Here is a 17032-nt window from a genome sequence, read left to right on the forward strand (position 1 = left end):
ACGAACAGATACTATTGTGCGGTATGGAATTTACTATGAAAACACGAGCCGGCGAACGGTTCGAGCGCGTGCTCGGGTCCCCGTGAGCTCGCCGTCAACTTCCACCAGACGGCGCTTCCTGCAGGCGCTGGCTGGAACGGGCGCGAGTGGACTCGCCGGGTGTCTGGCGACCGAAGGGACGGGCCCAGGTGATTCGTCCCGTCCGACCCCCCGCAGTCCGCCGTCCGGCTCCGCCGACGTACGGGCCGCACTGGATGCGGCACCGGGCGAGGTCCAGCCCGGCGCGGACGCGACGACCGAGAACTGGCTGTACGACGGCGAGTTCCCGGGGCCCGAACTCCGCGCGAGCGAGGGGGACGTGGTCGAGGTCGAACTGGACAACGAGCTCGCAGACGGAACGACGATCCACTGGCACGGCGTCCCCGTGGCCAACGAGATGGACGGCGTCCCGGACGTCACGCAGGATCCGGTCGAGTCCGGCGGTTCGTTCACGTACCGGTTCCGGGCGGAACCCGCGGGAACGTTCTTCTTCCACAGCCACGTCGGGCTCCAGCTCGACCGCGGTCTCCTCGCCCCGCTGATCGTCGAGGAGGACGACCCGCACGTGGAGTACGACCGCGAGTACACCGTCGTCGTCGACGACTACCTCGCCGGAGAGCCCCGCCCGCTCTCCGAACTCGAGTCGGGGAGCGGGCCGATGGGCGGTGGCCCGGGCGGGAGCGGCGGCGGTGGTCCCGGTGGCCCCAGCGGCGGCGGTCCCGGTGGAGGCGGCGGGCCGATGGGCGGTGGCCCGGGCGGGAGCGGCGGCGGTGGCCCGATGGCCGACCGACGACCGCCGTACGCCGGCCTCCTGATGGGGGGACGCTTGCCGGACGACCCCCGGACGTATTCGGTCCGGGAGGGCGAGCGCGTCCGGTTTCGGTTCGTGAACGCGAGCAGTGCGACGGCGTTCCGGGTGCGCGCCGGTGGTCACCCCCTGACCGTGACCCACGCCGACGGACGCCCGGTCGATCCGGTGACCGTCGACTCGTTCGTCTTCGGCTCTGGCGAGCGATACGACGCGGTCGTCGAGGCCGATAACCCGGGCACGTGGGAGGTCCGTGCCGAGGCCGTCAACGGGGACGAACCCCCGGCGCGAGCCCTCGTGACGTACGAAGGGGTCGACGACTCCGCGGCACCGGGGGCGCCGTCGAACGGCGGACGAGCGCTCGCGTACGGCGACCTCCAGGCGCGCTCGCCGCTGGCGGGCATCGACGGGAGTCCGGACAGGTCGTTCGATCTGACGCTGTCGGGGCGCCAGGGCGGGACCGAGTGGCTCATCGACGGACAGGCCTACCCCGACGCCGACCCGCTCGACGTCCGACAGGGGGAGCACGTCCGGATCAGGATGGTGAACCGCAGTCCCGTGCTCCACCCGATGCACCTCCACGGCCACTTCTTCCAGGTCGGGGACGCGGTCAAGGACACCGTCCTCGTCCCCGGGCACATGGGCGAGGTCACGCTCGACTTCGTCGCCGACAATCCGGGCGACTGGCTGTTCCACTGCCACAACCTCTACCACCTGGAGTCCGGCATGGCCCGGGTGGTGCGATACGTCGGGTGACGCGCCACATCGACGAACCGCTCGGGACGGCCCACCGGGTCGGGGAACGCTTAACTCGTTATAGTGTGTTAAATTGGGCATGAAATACAATATCGGGGGAGCGGATCGCACCGTTCGACTGGCTGTCGGTGGACTGCTGGCGGCGATAGGCGGTGGCTCACTAGCGGGCGCACTGGAGACCGGGCCACTCGTCGGCGTGCTCGCGCTCCTGGTGGGCGCCGTTCTGATCGGGACGGGCCTGACCCGCGTCTGCCTGGTGTACCGGGTACTCGGGATCGACACCGCGGACGCCCGGTGACCATGAATCCCTTCGAGAACACCGGGCAACCGGACTGGGACTGGTGGGGACGGCTGTGGCCGGCGCCCGGGGAGACGCTACGCAAACTGGGCCTCGAGTCGGGGGACGCGCTCGCGGAAGTCGGCTGCGGGAACGGCTACTTCGCGCTGCCCGCCGCACGGATCGTCGATCCGGCGCCGGTGTACGCCTGCGACCTCGACGAGTCGCTCCTCGCGGAGTGCTCGACCCTCGCCGACCGACAGGGCGTCGACAACGTCGCGCCCGTCCACGGTGACGCCCGCCGCCTGTCCGATCACCTGCCGGAGCGGGTCGACGTCGTCCTGCTGGCCAACGCCTTCCACGGCGTCGACGACAGGGACGCGCTCGTCCGGGAAGTGGAGGCGTCGCTCCGTCCGGGTGGCCGGTTCATCGTCGTCAACTGGGAGGACCGCCCGCGGGAGGAGACGACCGTCGGAGGCGAACCGCGGGGACCGCCGACCGACCTCCGCGTGTCGGCCGAAGAGACCGAGGCGGCCGTTCGCGCGGCGGGCGACCTGTCCCTCGAGCGGCGGGTCGACCTCCCGCCGTACCACTACGGGCTCGCGTTCGAGCGATAGGATTCGGGTCGCCGGTCACCCGACCCGTCGATCGCGATGGACCGTCACCACACCGCGTCGAGCACCTATACTGCACGGTGATTTTCAGAATCTTGGAATTGGTATACAATACTAAAGTGATCCGGCCCGGAGGTTCACCTGTGACGATGACCGAAATTGACGTGGAAGCCGACGAGACCGTGGACGCCCGTGGGGCAGCGTGCCCCGGGCCGCTGATGGACCTCATCGGCAAGATGCGGAGCGTCGAGCCGGGAACCGTGGTCCGCCTGTTGAGCGACAACGACCAGTCGCTCACCGACGTCCCCGAGTGGACGGAGGAGGCCGGCAACGAACTCCACGGGGTCGAGGAGCGCGAGGACCACCACGCGTTCTACGTGGAGAAAGCATGACCGAGCACGTCGTGATCGTCGGCGGGGGCACCGGCGGGGCCGTCCTCGCCAACAACCTGGCCGAGCGACTGGCCGGTGAAATCGACGCCGGCGACGTCCGGGTCACGCTGGTCAACGACGACCCGGACCACGTCTACAAGCCGGTGTGGCTGTACGTCCCGTTCGGTCAGCGCGAACCCGGGGACGCCCGCCGGCCGCTGACCGAACTCGTCGACGACCGGGTCGACGTGCGTATCGACCGCGTGACCGCTATCGACACCGACGCACAGCGCATGCAGAGCATGGAGGGCCCCGATCCGATCGAGTACGACACCCTCGTCCTCGCGACGGGGTCGACGCTCGCGCCCGAGGAGATTCCGGGACTGGCCGACGCCGGCCACGACTACTACAGTGAGGCCGGCGCGACCGACCTCCGGGACGACCTGCTCTCGTTCACCGAGGGGCACCTGGTGCTCAGCGTCGTCGGGACGCCGCACATGTGCCCGGCGGCGCCCCTGGAGTTCGTGTTCATGGTCGACGACTGGCTCCGCGAGCGGGGCCTCCGCGAGGACGTCGACGTCACGTACACGTACCCGATCCAGCGGGTCCACGGCAACCCCCACATCGCCGAGTGGGCGCGGCCGATCATGGACGAGCGCGACATCGGGGTCGAGACGTTCTTCAACGCCGAGGAGGTCGACGCCGACGAGCAGGTCCTCCGGTCGATGGAGGGGACTGACATCGACTACGACCTCCTCGTCACGATCCCGCCCCACCGCGGCGTCGACCTGGTCGAGGAGGCCGGCCTCGGCGACCGGGGCTGGGTCGAGGTCGACAAGCACACGCTGGAAGCCGAGGCGGCGGAGCACGTCTACGCGCTGGGTGACACGGCCGATACCGGCATGCCCAACGCCGGGAGCGTCGCCCACTACCAGGCCGGCGTCGTCGCCCAGCGCATCGCGAGCGAGGTCCGCGGCCAGCCGGCGACGGCGACCTACGACGGCAAGACGCTCTGCTTCATCGAGACGGGGATGGACGCCGCCTCGTTCGTGGAGTTCGACTTCGAGCGACCGCCGTCGCCGGCACCGCCGTCCCGGAAGCTCCACTGGTCGAAACTGGCGTACAACGAGGCCTACTGGCTCACCGCACGGGGGCTGCTCTGACGATGGCCAGCGAAATCGACGCCGACGGCGACCCCGACGCCGAGGCCGACCCGCTCGCGGACGCCATCGCCGAGAACCCCGAAGCGGTCGCGACGTTCGTCCGGCGCCTCGACGGCGTCAACGAACTGCTCGACGTGCTCGCGCTCGGCGAGGGCGCGCTCACCGACGAGATGGTCGTCGAACTCGCCGACACGACGTCGACGCTCGCGGAGTCGGCCGACGGCATCGCGACGGACGAGACCGTCGCGCTGGCGGAGACGGTGGGACAGAACGGCACCGAACTGCAGGAAGCCCTGGAGACGCTGGTCCGCCTCCAGCGGACCGGGACGCTGGACGAACTCGCCGAACTGGCCGACGTCGTCTCGCTCGGTACGGCCGCGCTCGACGACGAGATGGTCACGTCGCTCGCGGGGACCGGCGCCGCGCTGGGCGAGATCGCGGACACGGCCGCGGACGAGGATACCCGCGACGGCCTGGAGACGATGCTCGAGGGCGTCGGCGCGGCCGAAAGCGGCGACACGGAACCGGTCGGTCCCGTCGGACTGGTCAGGGGGATCCGGGATCCCGAGATCCAGCACGGACTCGGCTACCTGTTCGCCGTGGCGCGGGCGATCGGACAACAGCAGTCCCCGCCGAAGTCAGACTGAACAGGGACGCGCCCGAACGGGACAGCACCCGAGCGGGACAGCACCCGAGCGGGACAGCACCCGAACGGGACAGCACCCGAACAGGGACCGTACCCGAACGGGGCCTTCCCGGACCTGCCGCTGTCGCCGACCAGTATTGTTTGGATGTCACAAAACTATTAACGCGACCGGCCGTACACTAACCACTACCACACTTTCGCTCATGAACCCCACAGAACTCCGCGCGGACGTTCCCGCGCTCCAGGACGACGTCTACCTCAACTTCGGGGCCCACGGCCCCAGTCCGCGGTACGTCGTCGACGCCGCCGACGAGTTCGTCCAGCGTCACGAGTACCACTCGCCGGTCCGGGACGACCCCTACGAGACGGCCTTCGACGCGTTCGACCGGACGCGCGAGACCGTCGCCTCGTTCGTCGGGGCCGACCCGGACGAAATCGCACTCACCGAGAGCACTACCGGCGGCATCAACGCGCTGGCGAACGCTATCGACTGGGAGCCCGGCGACGTCGTCGTGCGGACCGACGTCGAGCACCCGGCGGGGATACTCCCCTGGCAACGGCTCGAGCGGGAGGGCGTCGAGGTGCGCGTCGTCGAGACGGCTGCGGGACGAGTCGACCGGGACGCGTTCGCGGACGCCGTCGCCGACGCGCGGCTGGTCTGTTTCAGCGCCGTCACGTGGACGCACGGAACCAGGCTCCCCGTCGCGGACCTGGTCGACGTCGCCCACGACGCCGGCGCGCTCGCGCTCGTCGACGCCGTCCAGGTGCCTGGCCAGCTGTCGATGGACGTCGGCGAGTGGGGCGCCGACGCCGTCGCGGCCGCCGGACACAAGTGGCTCCTCGGGCTCTGGGGCGGCGGGTTCCTCTACGTCGACCGCGAGGTCGCCGAGGGGCTCGCACCCCGGGCCGTCGGCTACCGGAGCGTCGAGACGCCGACGGCGGACCCCTTCGAGTACGCGGCCGGCGCCCGTCGCTTCGAGGTCGGGTCGGCCAACCCCGCGCCGCACGTCGCACTGGGCGAGGCGGTGAACGCCATCGAGGAGGTCGGTCTCGGCCGTATCGAGGACCGCATTCACCGGCTGGCCTCCCGGCTGGTCGACGGCGTTCCGGCAGAGAGGGTTCTCAGCCCGTCGACGCCGGAGTCGGGACTCGTGACCATCGACGTCGACGACCCGGCGGCGACGGTCGAACGGCTGGCCGCCGACGGGATCGTCGTGCGCGACCTCCCGTGGCCGAACGCGGTCCGGGCGTCGGTCCACGCCGTCAACACCGAGGGGGACGTCGACCGGCTGCTCGACGGGCTGGCGCCGGAGCTGTAGGGCATTCGTACCTTTGTCGGGGACTCGTGTCTTTGTCGGGGGCTCGTGCCTTTGGCGGAGGCGCGTGCCTTCGGTGGAGACTTTGGGTGAGAAAGGAGTTACCGCAGGTCCACGTCGTCCGGACCGGTTGTGACGTCGCCGTCTGGGCCGATCGTGACGTCACCGTCCGGGCCGACCGTGACGTCGTGGCCGCGGTAGGTGAACTGGACCGTGACGTCGGCGCCAGACCGGTCCTGGCTGCCGGTCACGAGCGCGTTCAATGCGTCGGCGTCGACGACCTCACCGAGGGGGGGCTGCAGCGAGAGCGGGTCGGTCTCCTCGGCCGCGGCGACCGCAGCGAGGACGCGATCTACGGGCCGTTCCGTCGTTTGGGTGTGTAACATGGGCAAACTTGTTCGTCGGGGGTGATCAGATGAGGAGCTGGACGTCCGACTCGGCCATGTGCTGGAGCGCGGTGGCCGCGCCGACGCCGACGGTAACCTCGTCGTAGAACTCGGACTCGTCGTAGTCCATCAGTTCGATGGTCATCTGGCAGGCCTGGAGTTCGACGCCCTGGTCGAGGGACAGTTCGATGAGTTCGTCGATGCTGGCCGTGCCGTTCTCGTCGATCTTCTTCTGCATCATCTTCGTCGCCATGCGGTCCATCCCCGGGAGCGCGGCGAGCGCGTTCGGCATCGGCATGCTCGGGTTGCCGACCGCCGAGAGCTGGAGGTTCTTGGAGTTCTCCTCGTGGAGGATGTCGAGCCCCCAGAAGGTGTGGAAGACGACGACCTCCCAGCCGAACGCCGCGGCCGTGCTGGCGAGGATAAGCGGGGGGTAGGCCATGTCGAAGCTCCCCTTCGTGGCGACGATGGTCATCTTCTTCTGGTCGTCGCCGACGTCGGTCTCGAGCGTGGCGACCTTGTCCTCCAGTTCCTCGACGCGGGCCTGGAGCTGTGCCTCGGTCAGGGGCTCGTCGCCGTCCGACGACTGTGTGTCCGTGCTCATCTTACGCCGTCTTCTCCACGTAGTGTCTGTAGACGTCGCCGTCCTCGACCTGGTCGAGGAGTTCGACGCCGTTCGTTCCCTGGGCCCAGCCGTCGATGTCGCTCATGCTGCCGGAGTCTGTCGCCAGTACCTCGAGGACCTCGCCTTCCGCGAGCTCGTCGATGGCGGACTTCGTCTTGACGACCGGCATGGGACACGATGCACCTTTGACGTCGAGCGTCTCCGTGATGTCGAATTCTGCACTCATGATCTGTAATCTCTGTTGCTCTGTATTGGAGCTACCTCACAATATTATTGTCGGAGGTAAAAGGATGTCGATTCTTGTGGGATGTGCGAATTACTACGATGGGGGCGATCCCGGATCTACCCTCCATATTGTGGGGGGATGCGGTGTATTCGCCCATCCCGACTGGGTACGGCCCGACGGTATTGTACAGAATCCGAATTACTATGAAAACCCTTTTGTATGCCCGTCCGATAGAAGGCAGTGTACGAAATGAATCCAGAAGACTTCCCGACGCCGGACGCAGACGTCGAGACGGTCCAACCGGAAACGCTGAAGGAACGCATCGACGCGGGCGAGGACGTCACGCTCCTCGACGCACGGATGCAATCCGATTACGAGGAGTGGCGCATCGACGGCGACACCGTCGAGTCGATCAACGCCCCCTACTTCCACTTCCTCGAGGACGAGATCGACGACGAGGTACTCGAACAGATCCCCGACGACCGCCAGGTCACCGTCCTCTGTGCGAAGGGCGGCGCCAGCGAGTACGTCGCGGGCACGCTCGCGGAACGCGGGTACGACGTAAACCACCTCGAAGACGGCATGAACGGCTGGGCGCGCATCTACGAGGCCGTCGAGGTCGACGGATACGACGGCGCCGGCACGTTGCTCCAGTACCAGCGCCCCTCCTCGGGCTGTCTGGGCTACCTGCTCTACGACGACGGTGAGGCCGCAATCGTCGACCCGCTCCGTGCGTTCACCGACCGCTACCTCGCCGACGCCGACGACCTCGGTGTCGAACTGAAATACGCGTTCGACACGCACGTGCACGCGGATCACATCTCAGGTGTTCGTGACCTGGACGCCGAGGGCGTCGAGGGCGTCATCCCCGAGGCCGCCGTCGACCGCGGCGTCACCTACGCTGACGAGGTCACGACGGCCGCCGACGGCGACACCTTCCAGGTCGGCGACGCGACCGTCGAGGCCGTCTACACGCCCGGCCACACGACCGGGATGACCTCCTACCTCCTCGACGACAGCCTCCTCGCAACCGGTGACGGGCTGTTCGTCGAGAGCGTCGCCCGCCCCGACCTCGAAGAGGGCGACGACGGCGCGCCCGAGGCGGCACGGATGCTCTACGAGTCCCTGCAGGAGCGCGTCCTCTCGCTCCCCGACGACACGCTCGTCGGCGGCGCCCACTTCAGCGACTCGGCCGAACCCGCCGACGACGGCACCTTCACCGCGCCCATCGGCGACCTCGTCGAGGACATGGCCGCGCTCACGATGGACGAACAGGAGTTCGTCGACCTGATCCTCTCGGACATGCCGCCACGGCCGGCCAACTACGAGGACATCATCGCGACGAACCTCGGCCAGAACGCCGTCGACGACGAGGAAGCGTTCACGCTCGAACTCGGACCGAACAACTGTGCCGCGAGCCAGGAGTCGCTCGCCGGTGACTAACGCGGGTATCTACTAGTGATCGAACCAGTCCCACTGCAACTGACCGCCGAGCTGTTCCCGAACGGGATCAGTCGCTACGCCGTCGGTGGGTTACTCGTCGGCCTCGGTGCCGTCGTCATCTACCTCGGGACGGGGATCGCCGCCGGGGCGAGCACCTTCCTCGAGTCGACGCTGTCGTACGTCTCGAGCCAGTCCCGGTTCCAGCAGTACGTCTCCTCGCGTGACTGGCGAGTCGTCTTCACGCTCGGCATCATCCTCGGCGCGGCGGTGTTCGCGGCGACGGTCCAGTCCGGCGTGATCACGACCTCGCTCTACGAGGCCGGGACGACCGGACAGCTCTACGACGTCGCTGGCGTCACGCTCTGGATGACCGAGGTCCAGCCCTGGCGCCTGTTCCTGGGCGGCATCCTCGTCGGCATCGGTACCCGGGTCGGCAAGGGCTGTACGTCCGGCCACGGCGTCTGCGGCGTCGGGTCGGCCTCGAAGACGTCCATCGTCGGCGTGATCACGTTCCTGACGGTGGCCATCGGGACGGCTCAGGTCGTCTCGGCACTGGGGGTGAGTCCCTAGTATGGCACAGGATCGTCATCCCCTGTTCATGCCGCTGATACTCGTCGGCGGCCTGATCTTCGGCTTCGGGCTCGGCTTCAGCCAGATGGCCCGGCCGGAGGTCGTGCTGGACTTCCTCCAGTTCGAAGACTTCGGCCTGCTGTTCGTCATGTTCGGCGCGGCCATCGTCTCCGGCATCGCCTTCGCAGTGATGCCCCGGATACGCGACAGCGCCCCGCTGACCGGCGACCGCTACGAACGCCGGCTGAAGCCCTTCGACCGGAACGTCCTCGTCGGCGGCGCCATCTTCGGCGTCGGCTGGGGGCTGTCGGGCATCTGTCCCGGCGCCGCCTACGCCAGCCTCGGCACCGGCAACGTCGCGATCCTCTGGGCGCTCGCCGGGATGTTCGTCGGCGCGTACCTCCAGGGCCGCTGGCGGAGCCGGGCCACGACTGGTGAGCCCGCGACGGCCGGCGCGGACTGACCGACTGACTGACTCGAATTCTTTGAGGCTACACCAGTAATGGAACTCGCTATCGTCGGCCTGTTCGTCGTCGCCGCACTCGCAAGTCTGTTCATGGCGTGGGTCATCGGCGCCGGGTCGAGCGGTGCGACGCCGTTCGCGCCCGCCGTCGGGGCGAACGCCATCACGACGATGCGGGCCGCCTTCGTCGTCGGCATCTTCGGCTTCGCCGGCGCCGTCACGCAGGGTGCGAACGTCTCGGAGGCGGTCGGCCGCGGCCTCGTCGGCGGCGTCAGCCTCCCCGCGACGGGCGTCATCGTCGCGCTGGCCATCGGCGCCGGGCTGATGGCCGTCGGGATCAAGACCGGCTACCCCATCGCGACGGCGTTCACGGTGACCGGCGCGGTCGTCGGCGTCGGCCTCGCGCTCGGCGGCACACCGGTCTGGGCGAAGTACCAGCAGATCGGCGCCGTCTGGGCGCTGACGCCGTTCGTCGGCGGCGGTATCGCCTACGCTATCGCCAGCGTCCTCCCCCGGGCGGACGTCCCCGAACGGTTCAGCGTCGCCGCCCTGGCCGGCCTCGTCGGCGCCGTGATGGCGAACGTCGGGTTCTCGTTTCTGGGCACGAACGGGTCGGCGGGGTCGCTCGTCGACGCCAGCAAGCGCCTGCTGGGCGCCGACGGCGTGTTCGTCGCCGTTGGCCTGTCGGTGCTGGCGGCCGTCGCGGTCGCCACGCTCGTCTACGCGGACATCCGACGGGACGAAGCCGGCGGCCTGCGACGAGTACTGCTCAGTCTCGGCTCGCTGGTCGCCTTCTCCGCGGGCGGGAGCCAGGTCGGACTGGCCGTCGGGCCGCTGCTCCCCATCCTCGACGACGTCGGCGCGATATCGCCGTTCGTCGTCCTCGTCGGCGGCGGCGCCGGCATCCTGGTCGGCTCCTGGACCGGCGCGCCGCGGATGATCAAATCGCTCTCGCAGGACTACTCCTCGCTGGGACCGCGACGGTCTATCTCGGCACTCGTCCCGGCCTTTCTCATCGCTCAGCTGGCCGTCTTCCTGGGCGTCCCCGTCTCGTTCAACGAGATCATCGTCAGCGCGATCATCGGGAGCGGCGCCGCGGTCGGCGGCAGCGACGCGGTCAGCGCGCGAAAGATCCTCGTGACCGTCGGCGCGTGGGTCGGCTCGTTCGCCCTGGCGTTCGCGCTCGGCTACGGGTCGATGGCCGTCCTGCACGTCGCCTGACGTGTTCGAAGTGAAGGAACTGTGTAACGTCGCACGAAACTCGCTTATAAATATGTTTCCTGCAGTGTTACAGACAGCGACGTTGGGAACCATCGTCCCCCCGGTGAACCTCCCCATGGAGATAATCTTCGTGAAGTGAGGGAGGCGATGCCAATGTCGAGAAAGATCAGACGACCTCCCGGATGAAGTCTCGGCGAATGCCACAATCGAGACGATCAACGACAATTGATATTATTGCCAGTGGCGGGATTGGAATCTGGTGACGTCGAAGCCCGAGAGACCCACCTGAAGGAATGACTCGACCCGAGACAGGGAGACACCCACCCCACGTTTCCGTCGTATCAGAGAATGGATGGGGAGGGGGAGAGGCTATCAGCCGGAACCTCGCTCTCCCCATTTCCCACACCCCCCGAGTTTCCGTCGTTTCCGTTGTTTCTCCACGTCAGTTGATGAGCATAGCACGGGAATCGAACTGGAATAGAATCCAATGTAAAAACCCGCGATATAGTATGTCGTACTCAGACCATTATATTAAATATAGTGGGGTGTGAAATGACCACTAAACTTACTTCGTGAAGTGAGTGACGAGAGCGGTATTCGTTCACTCGGCTGAAATGTACCTTGACCGAGAAAATCGTTATAGCTTGTGCTTAGCCGATACATCGGCTTTCGTACGCGGTTTCGTCCCCGGACCGTTTCTTCACGTAGACTCCCTCCACCGTGACGGATTACGACGGAAACGTGGGGTGTGTGGGCTCGCCGTCCGAAAAGTCGGTCGCCGAGCCGTCCCTAACTCATATCTCGTTCGTCGGAAACACGGCTAAACCATCTAGAAAGTTACATTGGCGTTATACACCGTTTGCCGTCTGAATTTGGAGGACAATACGTCGGAAATGTGGGGTTGAAATTTCACAAGGCTTTTATTACTGACTTGTGAGGATGTAATATATGGCGCCGTCCGATTCTTCATCAGGTTCTGTGGACGACCCACTCTTCGAATCCGGCCATCGCATCTTCGCGAACAAGGATCTCCTCAAAATCGGTCACGTGCCCGATGCTGACCGGATCGTCGGTCGGGACCAGGAAATCTCGAAACTTGCGAAGCGTCTAAACGGCGCGGTCCACGGATACTCCCCGGAGAACGTCATGATCTACGGGAAGACGGGAACTGGAAAATCGCTCGTCTCGAAACACGTCTGTCAACGCGCTCAAAATGCAGCGCAGGAGGGCGTCGATATCGGGACCGCTTACGTCGACTGCGCCGAGGATAATACCGAGACCCAGGCTATCTCTTCACTCGCCGCGAAACTGAACGACGAATCGGCAACCGGTATCTCCGTTCCCCACACCGGACTCAGTACGTCGAAATATTACAAACTTCTCTGGAAGACACTCGACGCCCGATTCGATTCTGTGATCGTCATCTTGGACGAAATCGACTTGATGAACGACGACAGCGTGCTCATGAAGCTCTCGCGTGCCGAGGAGGCGGGGAAAATCGACTGTAGCGTCGGTCTCATCGCGATCAGCAACAAGATCCAGTACGTCGACAGCGTCGACGAACGGGTAAAAAGCAGCTTCCAGCACAAGGAGCTTTTCTTCAAGCCGTACGATGCCAACCAACTCCGGGAGATCATGTCCAACCGCGACGATGCCTTCCAGGACGGCGTTCTTTCCGAGGACGTGATCCCGTTATCCGCGGCTTTCGCAGCGCAAGAACACGGTGATGCTCGAAAAGCGATCGATATTCTTCGACATGCCGGGGAAGTCGCCTACGAGGCGGATACGGAACGGGTGACGGAGGATCACGTCCGTCAGGCGCAGCAACAGGCGGAAAAGGACCGGTTCAGGGAGCTCGTCAACGGCGCGCCCACACAGGCAAAAGCGGCCCTGCTCGCGATAACGGAACTGAGCGTCAACACCAACGACGATGCCTTCCTGACGAGCCGCGTCTACGATCAGTACAAACAGATCTGCGATCACCTAGAGATAGACTCTCTCTCCGTGCGACGGTTCCGTGACATCCTGAAAGAACAGGCCTTCCTGGGTATTGTCGAAATCGAGAAGATCAACAAGGGGAGTGCAGGCGGCATCCACCTCCAGAACCGGCTCATTGAAAATCCTCAGATCGTTCGTGAAACGGTACTCGAGGATACTCGGATGCACGACTGGACTCGCAAGTAAGAGCTCCTGCTATCAAGTGGGTGGGGACGACGGAACTTTGGAACGGGGCGTGAGGAGCTCTTTCAGCGTGTGGGGCGGGACCGAGACCGAGTTCACGAGACGCGTAACGAAATGTTCCCTCTCGGCTGATAGATCCGGAACCGGCGAGGGACACACCCCTCTATCGATGTGTTCGGGGCAACCGGTAACGGTCCACGACGAGGACGAACGGGCATGTGGGGGTGTATGCGTAGTGCGCATACGTATAATCGCTCGATTTCGCCTTCGGCTCCCTCTCGACCCGGTTGTTTCGGGTTATGGCAAACACATCGATAGAGGGGTGTCTTTCTCACCGAGGACTCACCGATCGATTTTCTCACGTGTTGGATACGCCTCGGGTTCTCTCATCCTGGACCAGTTTGCCGGAACACTTCGATAGAGGGGTGTCTCTGGATCACTTCTGGGCTGGTATATCCCTGTTTTCCACTTTCCCACCATCGAAGCGTAACCAACCCACCACGAGACCCCTCCTGTGTTGGTAAAGCTACTAGCAGTGGCGGGATGGAGATCCGTTGATATCGAAGTTGGAGTGCCCTACCTGAAGGAATGACTCGACCCGAGACAGGGAGACACCCACCCCACGTTTCCGTCGTATCAGAGAACGGATGGGGAGGGGGAGAGACGATCAGCCGGAACCACGATTTCCCCATTTCCCCACCCCCCACGTTTCCGTCGTTTCTCCACGACAGTTGACGATCATAGCGCGGGAATCGGGCTGGGGATAGACTGTAGTATATCCTTTCGAAGTGAGAAAATTCTGCTTAATATTGATATTTATTCACGTTGGATATGGTGGATCGATAGCCTTCAGCTCAGATACCTCCGAGAGGTGAGATCTTCGTAGCGTAGCGGGAGACACACCCGGACACGTCCACGACACCGTCGGCGAAACGCCGTTCAAACGAGGAGAAGAGATCCGACAGCGTTTCGCTCTGCGATAAGTGCCGAAGAGATCAGGCCGTCCGCGGCGGCGGCACCAGGTAGACGTTCCCGTCGGCGCGCGTGACGATCTCCTCGGAGACGCTCCCGAGCATCAGCCGGCGGAGGCGGCTTCGACCTCGTGACCCGACCAGCGTCGTGGTGGGCGTCACCTCCTCCTCGACGGCGAGGATTTCGTCGGCGGGGTCACCCTGGCGGACCCGGGTCTCGGTCTCGATGTCCCAGTCTTCGAGCGTCGACGCGAGGTCGGCGAGCTGGTCCTCGGGGTCTTCGGCGCCCTGGTCCTTCGGCGACTGGACGTGGACGAGCGTCGCCTCCTGGGTCGCGTGCCGGAGATACGAGAACGCGCCGAAGGCCCGCTCGGCGTTCTCGGAGAAGTCGGTGGCGTAGAGGACGCGCTGGAACAGGTGCTCGCGAAGCACCTCGGGTTCGTCCTCGGCGCGCTCGATGCGGTTGACCAGCAGCGGCACGACGGTCGACCTGGCGAGGTTCCGCGCCGTCGACCCGATGACGCGGTTCTCGAGCGGACTCTGGCCGCGCGACCCGACGATGGTCAGGTCGGCGCGGACGGTCTCGGCGATGCCGTTGATCCGGCGGTGTGGCGTCCCCCTGACGACGTGGGTCTCGACGTCGAAGCCGGCGTTCTCCATGACGTTCGCGTACTGCCGTAGCCCGCGCTCGCGTCGTTCCTCGAGGTTCATCCCGGGCATCCCGGCGTGTACGTTCGACGGGACGACCGTGACCAGGTGAACCGTCTCGACGCCGATGCGCTGGAGGCACTCGAGACAGGTCTCGTTCTCGATGGCCGCTTCGCTCGCCGCCGAGAGGTCGGTCGCGTAAATCGCTCTCATGATCGAACAGTCGCGCCCGCCGTATAATATTGTTTTGTTTCCACAATACCTGGGGCCGTCACTGGCGCCGCGCAGCCGGCCGACGTCACGCTCTCCACTCGCGTTCGACCACAACCCACACACCCTCGGCCGGCGTGCGGCGCGCGTTTCGAATCGCTCCTGGACGGCGCGCGTGACGAATTTTCGGTCTATTTCGCCCTCGTTTCGACGGGCCGAGAATCGGGCGTATTCACGTAACGTACGAGAATATCTCCGTGGGTTTCCCGTGCCATCCGTTGCAGTAATATTGTACGACTCTTCCAAAACTCCTATTACCACCCTCCGGCTAGCATCGAGCGAGCAGAACGGTATGATATTCACAAAACCACTCACATTCGGAGGTCGACAGCAATGATCGAGATCGGAACGCTCTCACCGGCGGTACAGGCCGGTGTCCTCATTGGGGCGGTCCTCTTCGAGGCGATGATCCTCTACGTCGGCTACGGCTTCGTGGAACAGGTAGTCGGAAATCGACTGATCGAGCGTATAGAGAACAAATAACATGGACGTATTCGGAATCAGCCTGGCCATGCTCGTGCTGTTCGTCGGGTTCGGCCTTCTGATCGGCGTTCTGTTCGGGTTCTTCGGGATGGGCGGGTCGTTCCTCGTGACGCCCGCGCTCCTCGTCATGGGGTACCCCTCGCGCGTCGCGGTCGGGAGCGGACTCGCGTTCGTCTTCGGGACGTCCGTCATCGCGACGCTGAAACACCGCGACCTCGGGCAGGTCGACTACAAGCTCGGCGTGTTGATGATCGCCGGGACGACCGCCGGTATCGAGGTCGGCAAGGAGATCGTGCTCCACCTCGAAGAGCTCGGCATGGCGGGAAGCATCATCAGCGTCACGTACGTATTCCTGCTGGGCGGAATCGGGCTCTTCGTGACCTACGAAGCGCTGAAGGGTGACGGCGACGGCGGCGTCGACCACGACGCGGCCGACGCAGACATCGACGCCGACGACATCCCCGACATCGCGAAGAAAATCCAGTCCTATCGCGTGCCGCCGATGATCTCACTCCGCGGCGGGATCTCGGTCTCGCTGTGGATGATCCTCGGCGTCGCGTTCGCGACCGGGCTCCTGTCGGGCTTCCTCGGCGTGGGCGGCGGCTTCATCCGCATGCCCGCGCTGTTCTACCTGATCGGCGTCCCGGTGCCCATCGCGGTCGGGACCGACCTGTTCGAGATCGTCTTCTCGGGCGGGATCGGCAGTTTCCTCTACGCGATGGACGGTGGCGTCGACCTCTCCATCGTGCTGCCGCTGCTGGCGGGCAGCGCACTCGGTGCCCGGGTCGGCTCCGCCGCGACGAGCATCGTCGACGAGGGCGAGATCAAGGTGTACTTCGGCCTGATGCTGCTCGGTGGCTCGCTCGCCGTGGCCGTGCGTGAAATCGGAAACGTCTACGGCATCGGCGTCTTCGACACCGTCAGCCTGGTGTTGATCCTGGGATCGGCGCTCCTGGTCAGCGGGGCCGTGGTGTACAGCAGTATCACGGCGCTTCGCGAGGAGTCCGGGTCACCCTCACACGCGCTAGACTAGCCAGGCGCAGCATTCTGGCGCAGCATTGTGCGATCCATACACAAGTCTTTTAACCGTATACCGGCTACCTAGGTTCGATACAGATGTCAGATTCGATGTCGGAACAACTCCAGCAGGATATGGAATGCGAGGGACTCCTCGAGTGTTTCCACGGGCTCAAGCAGCTCGACAGGGAGTGCTTCCAGGCGCTCGTCGGCTCCGAGGAACCGCTTACGGTCGACGAAATCGCCGAAGCGGTCGATCGCGAACGGTCGACGGCCTACCGCGCCGTCCAGCGCCTGCTCCAGACGGGGTTCATCCAGAAAGAACAGATCAACTACGAACAGGGCGGCTACTACCACGTCTACCTCCCGACCGACCCCTCGAACATCGCCGACGACATGCAGCGGATGCTCAACGACTGGTACGCCAAGATGGGCCAGCTCATCCAGGAGTTCGAGGACAAGTACGACCAGGCCGAGGCGACTGCGACCGTCGAAGGGTGAGGCTCCGCCACCCGGTCGGCCCCTGATCCGCCGCGCG

Annotated in this window: 19 protein-coding genes; 15 read left to right on the forward strand and 4 right to left on the reverse strand. The window is 65.3% G+C overall.

What is annotated here, in order from left to right:
• Nucleotides 1-82 precede the first annotated feature (82 nt).
• The 7 genes from AC5FRV_RS15525 (at nt 83) to AC5FRV_RS15555 (ending at nt 5993) form a co-directional block, all read left to right on the forward strand.
• Nucleotides 83-1603: a multicopper oxidase family protein gene (locus tag AC5FRV_RS15525; protein WP_493561998.1), complete on the forward strand. Its 1521-nt coding sequence runs from the start codon at nt 83-85 to the stop codon at nt 1601-1603.
• A 79-nt stretch (nt 1604-1682) separates the two neighbouring features.
• Complete coding sequence (locus AC5FRV_RS15530; RefSeq protein ID WP_493561999.1) at nt 1683-1901, forward strand: YgaP family membrane protein; 219 nt, start codon at nt 1683-1685, stop codon at nt 1899-1901.
• Between the two features lie 2 nt (nt 1902-1903).
• Entirely contained in the window at nt 1904-2497 is a 594-nt protein-coding gene (locus AC5FRV_RS15535) for a class I SAM-dependent methyltransferase (protein WP_493562000.1), read from the forward strand.
• Between the two features lie 146 nt (nt 2498-2643).
• On the forward strand, nt 2644-2886 hold the full coding sequence (locus AC5FRV_RS15540) for a sulfurtransferase TusA family protein (RefSeq protein ID WP_493562001.1): 243 nt from the start codon (nt 2644-2646) through the stop codon (nt 2884-2886).
• Complete coding sequence (locus tag AC5FRV_RS15545; protein WP_493562002.1) at nt 2883-4028, forward strand: NAD(P)/FAD-dependent oxidoreductase; 1146 nt, start codon at nt 2883-2885, stop codon at nt 4026-4028. The genes AC5FRV_RS15540 and AC5FRV_RS15545 overlap by 4 nt, the downstream gene beginning before the upstream one ends.
• A 2-nt stretch (nt 4029-4030) precedes the next feature.
• A complete protein-coding gene (locus AC5FRV_RS15550; protein ID WP_493562003.1) occupies nt 4031-4675 on the forward strand; it encodes a helical membrane plugin domain-containing protein in 645 nt (214 codons plus the stop codon).
• A gap of 202 nt (nt 4676-4877) precedes the next feature.
• Nucleotides 4878-5993 carry an aminotransferase class V-fold PLP-dependent enzyme gene (locus AC5FRV_RS15555; RefSeq protein ID WP_493562004.1) on the forward strand — a complete coding sequence of 372 codons (1116 nt, stop codon included), beginning with the start codon at nt 4878-4880 and terminating at the stop codon, nt 5991-5993.
• Between the two features lie 98 nt (nt 5994-6091).
• Here AC5FRV_RS15555 and AC5FRV_RS15560 read toward each other — a convergent pair whose 3' ends face one another.
• Genes AC5FRV_RS15560 through AC5FRV_RS15570 form a run of 3 tightly spaced genes read right to left on the reverse strand, consistent with a single transcriptional unit; the run spans nt 6092 to nt 7227 of the window.
• The gene (locus tag AC5FRV_RS15560; protein ID WP_493562005.1) at nt 6092-6376 is read right to left on the reverse strand and encodes a HalOD1 output domain-containing protein; all 285 of its coding nucleotides are present in this window, start codon (nt 6374-6376) and stop codon (nt 6092-6094) included.
• A 25-nt stretch (nt 6377-6401) separates the two neighbouring features.
• A complete protein-coding gene (locus tag AC5FRV_RS15565) occupies nt 6402-6980 on the reverse strand; it encodes a DsrE/DsrF/DrsH-like family protein (protein WP_493562006.1) in 579 nt (192 codons plus the stop codon).
• 1 nt (nt 6981) lies between these two features.
• Nucleotides 6982-7227, reverse strand: a complete 246-nt coding sequence (locus AC5FRV_RS15570; RefSeq protein ID WP_089818462.1) for a sulfurtransferase TusA family protein — start codon at nt 7225-7227, stop codon at nt 6982-6984.
• 249 nt (nt 7228-7476) lie between these two features.
• Between AC5FRV_RS15570 and AC5FRV_RS15575 the strand changes: the two genes are divergently transcribed.
• From AC5FRV_RS15575 to AC5FRV_RS15595, 5 genes are all read left to right on the forward strand, one after another.
• Entirely contained in the window at nt 7477-8670 is a 1194-nt protein-coding gene (locus AC5FRV_RS15575) for an MBL fold metallo-hydrolase (RefSeq protein WP_493562007.1), read from the forward strand.
• A gap of 15 nt (nt 8671-8685) precedes the next feature.
• Nucleotides 8686-9240 (forward strand): YeeE/YedE family protein, encoded by a 555-nt coding sequence (locus AC5FRV_RS15580; protein WP_493562008.1) that lies wholly within the window; start codon nt 8686-8688, stop codon nt 9238-9240.
• Between the two features lies 1 nt (nt 9241).
• Complete coding sequence (locus tag AC5FRV_RS15585) at nt 9242-9703, forward strand: YeeE/YedE family protein (RefSeq protein WP_493562009.1); 462 nt, start codon at nt 9242-9244, stop codon at nt 9701-9703.
• A 39-nt stretch (nt 9704-9742) separates the two neighbouring features.
• A complete protein-coding gene (locus AC5FRV_RS15590) occupies nt 9743-10924 on the forward strand; it encodes an inorganic phosphate transporter (protein WP_493562010.1) in 1182 nt (393 codons plus the stop codon).
• Nucleotides 10925-11872: 948 nt separating this feature from the next.
• A complete protein-coding gene (locus AC5FRV_RS15595) occupies nt 11873-13108 on the forward strand; it encodes an orc1/cdc6 family replication initiation protein (RefSeq protein ID WP_493562011.1) in 1236 nt (411 codons plus the stop codon).
• A gap of 992 nt (nt 13109-14100) precedes the next feature.
• On the opposite strand, the gene AC5FRV_RS15600 is transcribed toward AC5FRV_RS15595, so the two are convergent.
• Complete coding sequence (locus AC5FRV_RS15600) at nt 14101-14937, reverse strand: universal stress protein (RefSeq protein WP_493562012.1); 837 nt, start codon at nt 14935-14937, stop codon at nt 14101-14103.
• Nucleotides 14938-15327: 390 nt separating this feature from the next.
• Between AC5FRV_RS15600 and AC5FRV_RS15605 the strand changes: the two genes are divergently transcribed.
• The 3 genes from AC5FRV_RS15605 to AC5FRV_RS15615 all read left to right on the forward strand — a co-directional run bounded on the left by AC5FRV_RS15605 (nt 15328) and on the right by AC5FRV_RS15615 (nt 16995).
• A complete protein-coding gene (locus AC5FRV_RS15605; RefSeq protein WP_493562013.1) occupies nt 15328-15477 on the forward strand; it encodes a DUF7512 family protein in 150 nt (49 codons plus the stop codon).
• 1 nt (nt 15478) lies between these two features.
• On the forward strand, nt 15479-16510 hold the full coding sequence (locus AC5FRV_RS15610; protein WP_493562014.1) for a sulfite exporter TauE/SafE family protein: 1032 nt from the start codon (nt 15479-15481) through the stop codon (nt 16508-16510).
• An 83-nt stretch (nt 16511-16593) separates the two neighbouring features.
• The gene (locus tag AC5FRV_RS15615; RefSeq protein WP_493562015.1) at nt 16594-16995 is read left to right on the forward strand and encodes a helix-turn-helix domain-containing protein; all 402 of its coding nucleotides are present in this window, start codon (nt 16594-16596) and stop codon (nt 16993-16995) included.
• Nucleotides 16996-17032 lie beyond the last annotated feature (37 nt).

It is taken from the genome of Halomicrobium sp. HArcel3 (assembly GCF_058933135.1).

Bases quoted from the DNA above. Each gene is read 5' to 3' on its own strand.
- AC5FRV_RS15575 (WP_493562007.1), top strand. From the start codon at position 7,477: ATGAATCCAGAAGACTTCCCGACGCCGGACGCAGACGTCGAGACGGTC.
- AC5FRV_RS15545 (WP_493562002.1), top strand. From the start codon at position 2,883: ATGACCGAGCACGTCGTGATCGTCGGCGGGGGCACCGGCGGGGCCGTC.
- AC5FRV_RS15585 (WP_493562009.1), top strand. From the start codon at position 9,242: ATGGCACAGGATCGTCATCCCCTGTTCATGCCGCTGATACTCGTCGGC.
- AC5FRV_RS15530 (WP_493561999.1), top strand. From the start codon at position 1,683: ATGAAATACAATATCGGGGGAGCGGATCGCACCGTTCGACTGGCTGTC.
- AC5FRV_RS15595 (WP_493562011.1), top strand. From the start codon at position 11,873: ATGGCGCCGTCCGATTCTTCATCAGGTTCTGTGGACGACCCACTCTTC.
- AC5FRV_RS15610 (WP_493562014.1), top strand. From the start codon at position 15,479: ATGGACGTATTCGGAATCAGCCTGGCCATGCTCGTGCTGTTCGTCGGG.
- AC5FRV_RS15565 (WP_493562006.1), bottom strand. From the start codon at position 6,980: ATGAGCACGGACACACAGTCGTCGGACGGCGACGAGCCCCTGACCGAG.
- AC5FRV_RS15560 (WP_493562005.1), bottom strand. From the start codon at position 6,376: ATGTTACACACCCAAACGACGGAACGGCCCGTAGATCGCGTCCTCGCT.
- AC5FRV_RS15540 (WP_493562001.1), top strand. From the start codon at position 2,644: ATGACCGAAATTGACGTGGAAGCCGACGAGACCGTGGACGCCCGTGGG.
- AC5FRV_RS15590 (WP_493562010.1), top strand. From the start codon at position 9,743: ATGGAACTCGCTATCGTCGGCCTGTTCGTCGTCGCCGCACTCGCAAGT.
- AC5FRV_RS15600 (WP_493562012.1), bottom strand. From the start codon at position 14,937: ATGAGAGCGATTTACGCGACCGACCTCTCGGCGGCGAGCGAAGCGGCC.
- AC5FRV_RS15615 (WP_493562015.1), top strand. From the start codon at position 16,594: ATGTCAGATTCGATGTCGGAACAACTCCAGCAGGATATGGAATGCGAG.
- AC5FRV_RS15535 (WP_493562000.1), top strand. From the start codon at position 1,904: ATGAATCCCTTCGAGAACACCGGGCAACCGGACTGGGACTGGTGGGGA.
- AC5FRV_RS15605 (WP_493562013.1), top strand. From the start codon at position 15,328: ATGATCGAGATCGGAACGCTCTCACCGGCGGTACAGGCCGGTGTCCTC.
- AC5FRV_RS15570 (WP_089818462.1), bottom strand. From the start codon at position 7,227: ATGAGTGCAGAATTCGACATCACGGAGACGCTCGACGTCAAAGGTGCA.
- AC5FRV_RS15555 (WP_493562004.1), top strand. From the start codon at position 4,878: ATGAACCCCACAGAACTCCGCGCGGACGTTCCCGCGCTCCAGGACGAC.
- AC5FRV_RS15550 (WP_493562003.1), top strand. From the start codon at position 4,031: ATGGCCAGCGAAATCGACGCCGACGGCGACCCCGACGCCGAGGCCGAC.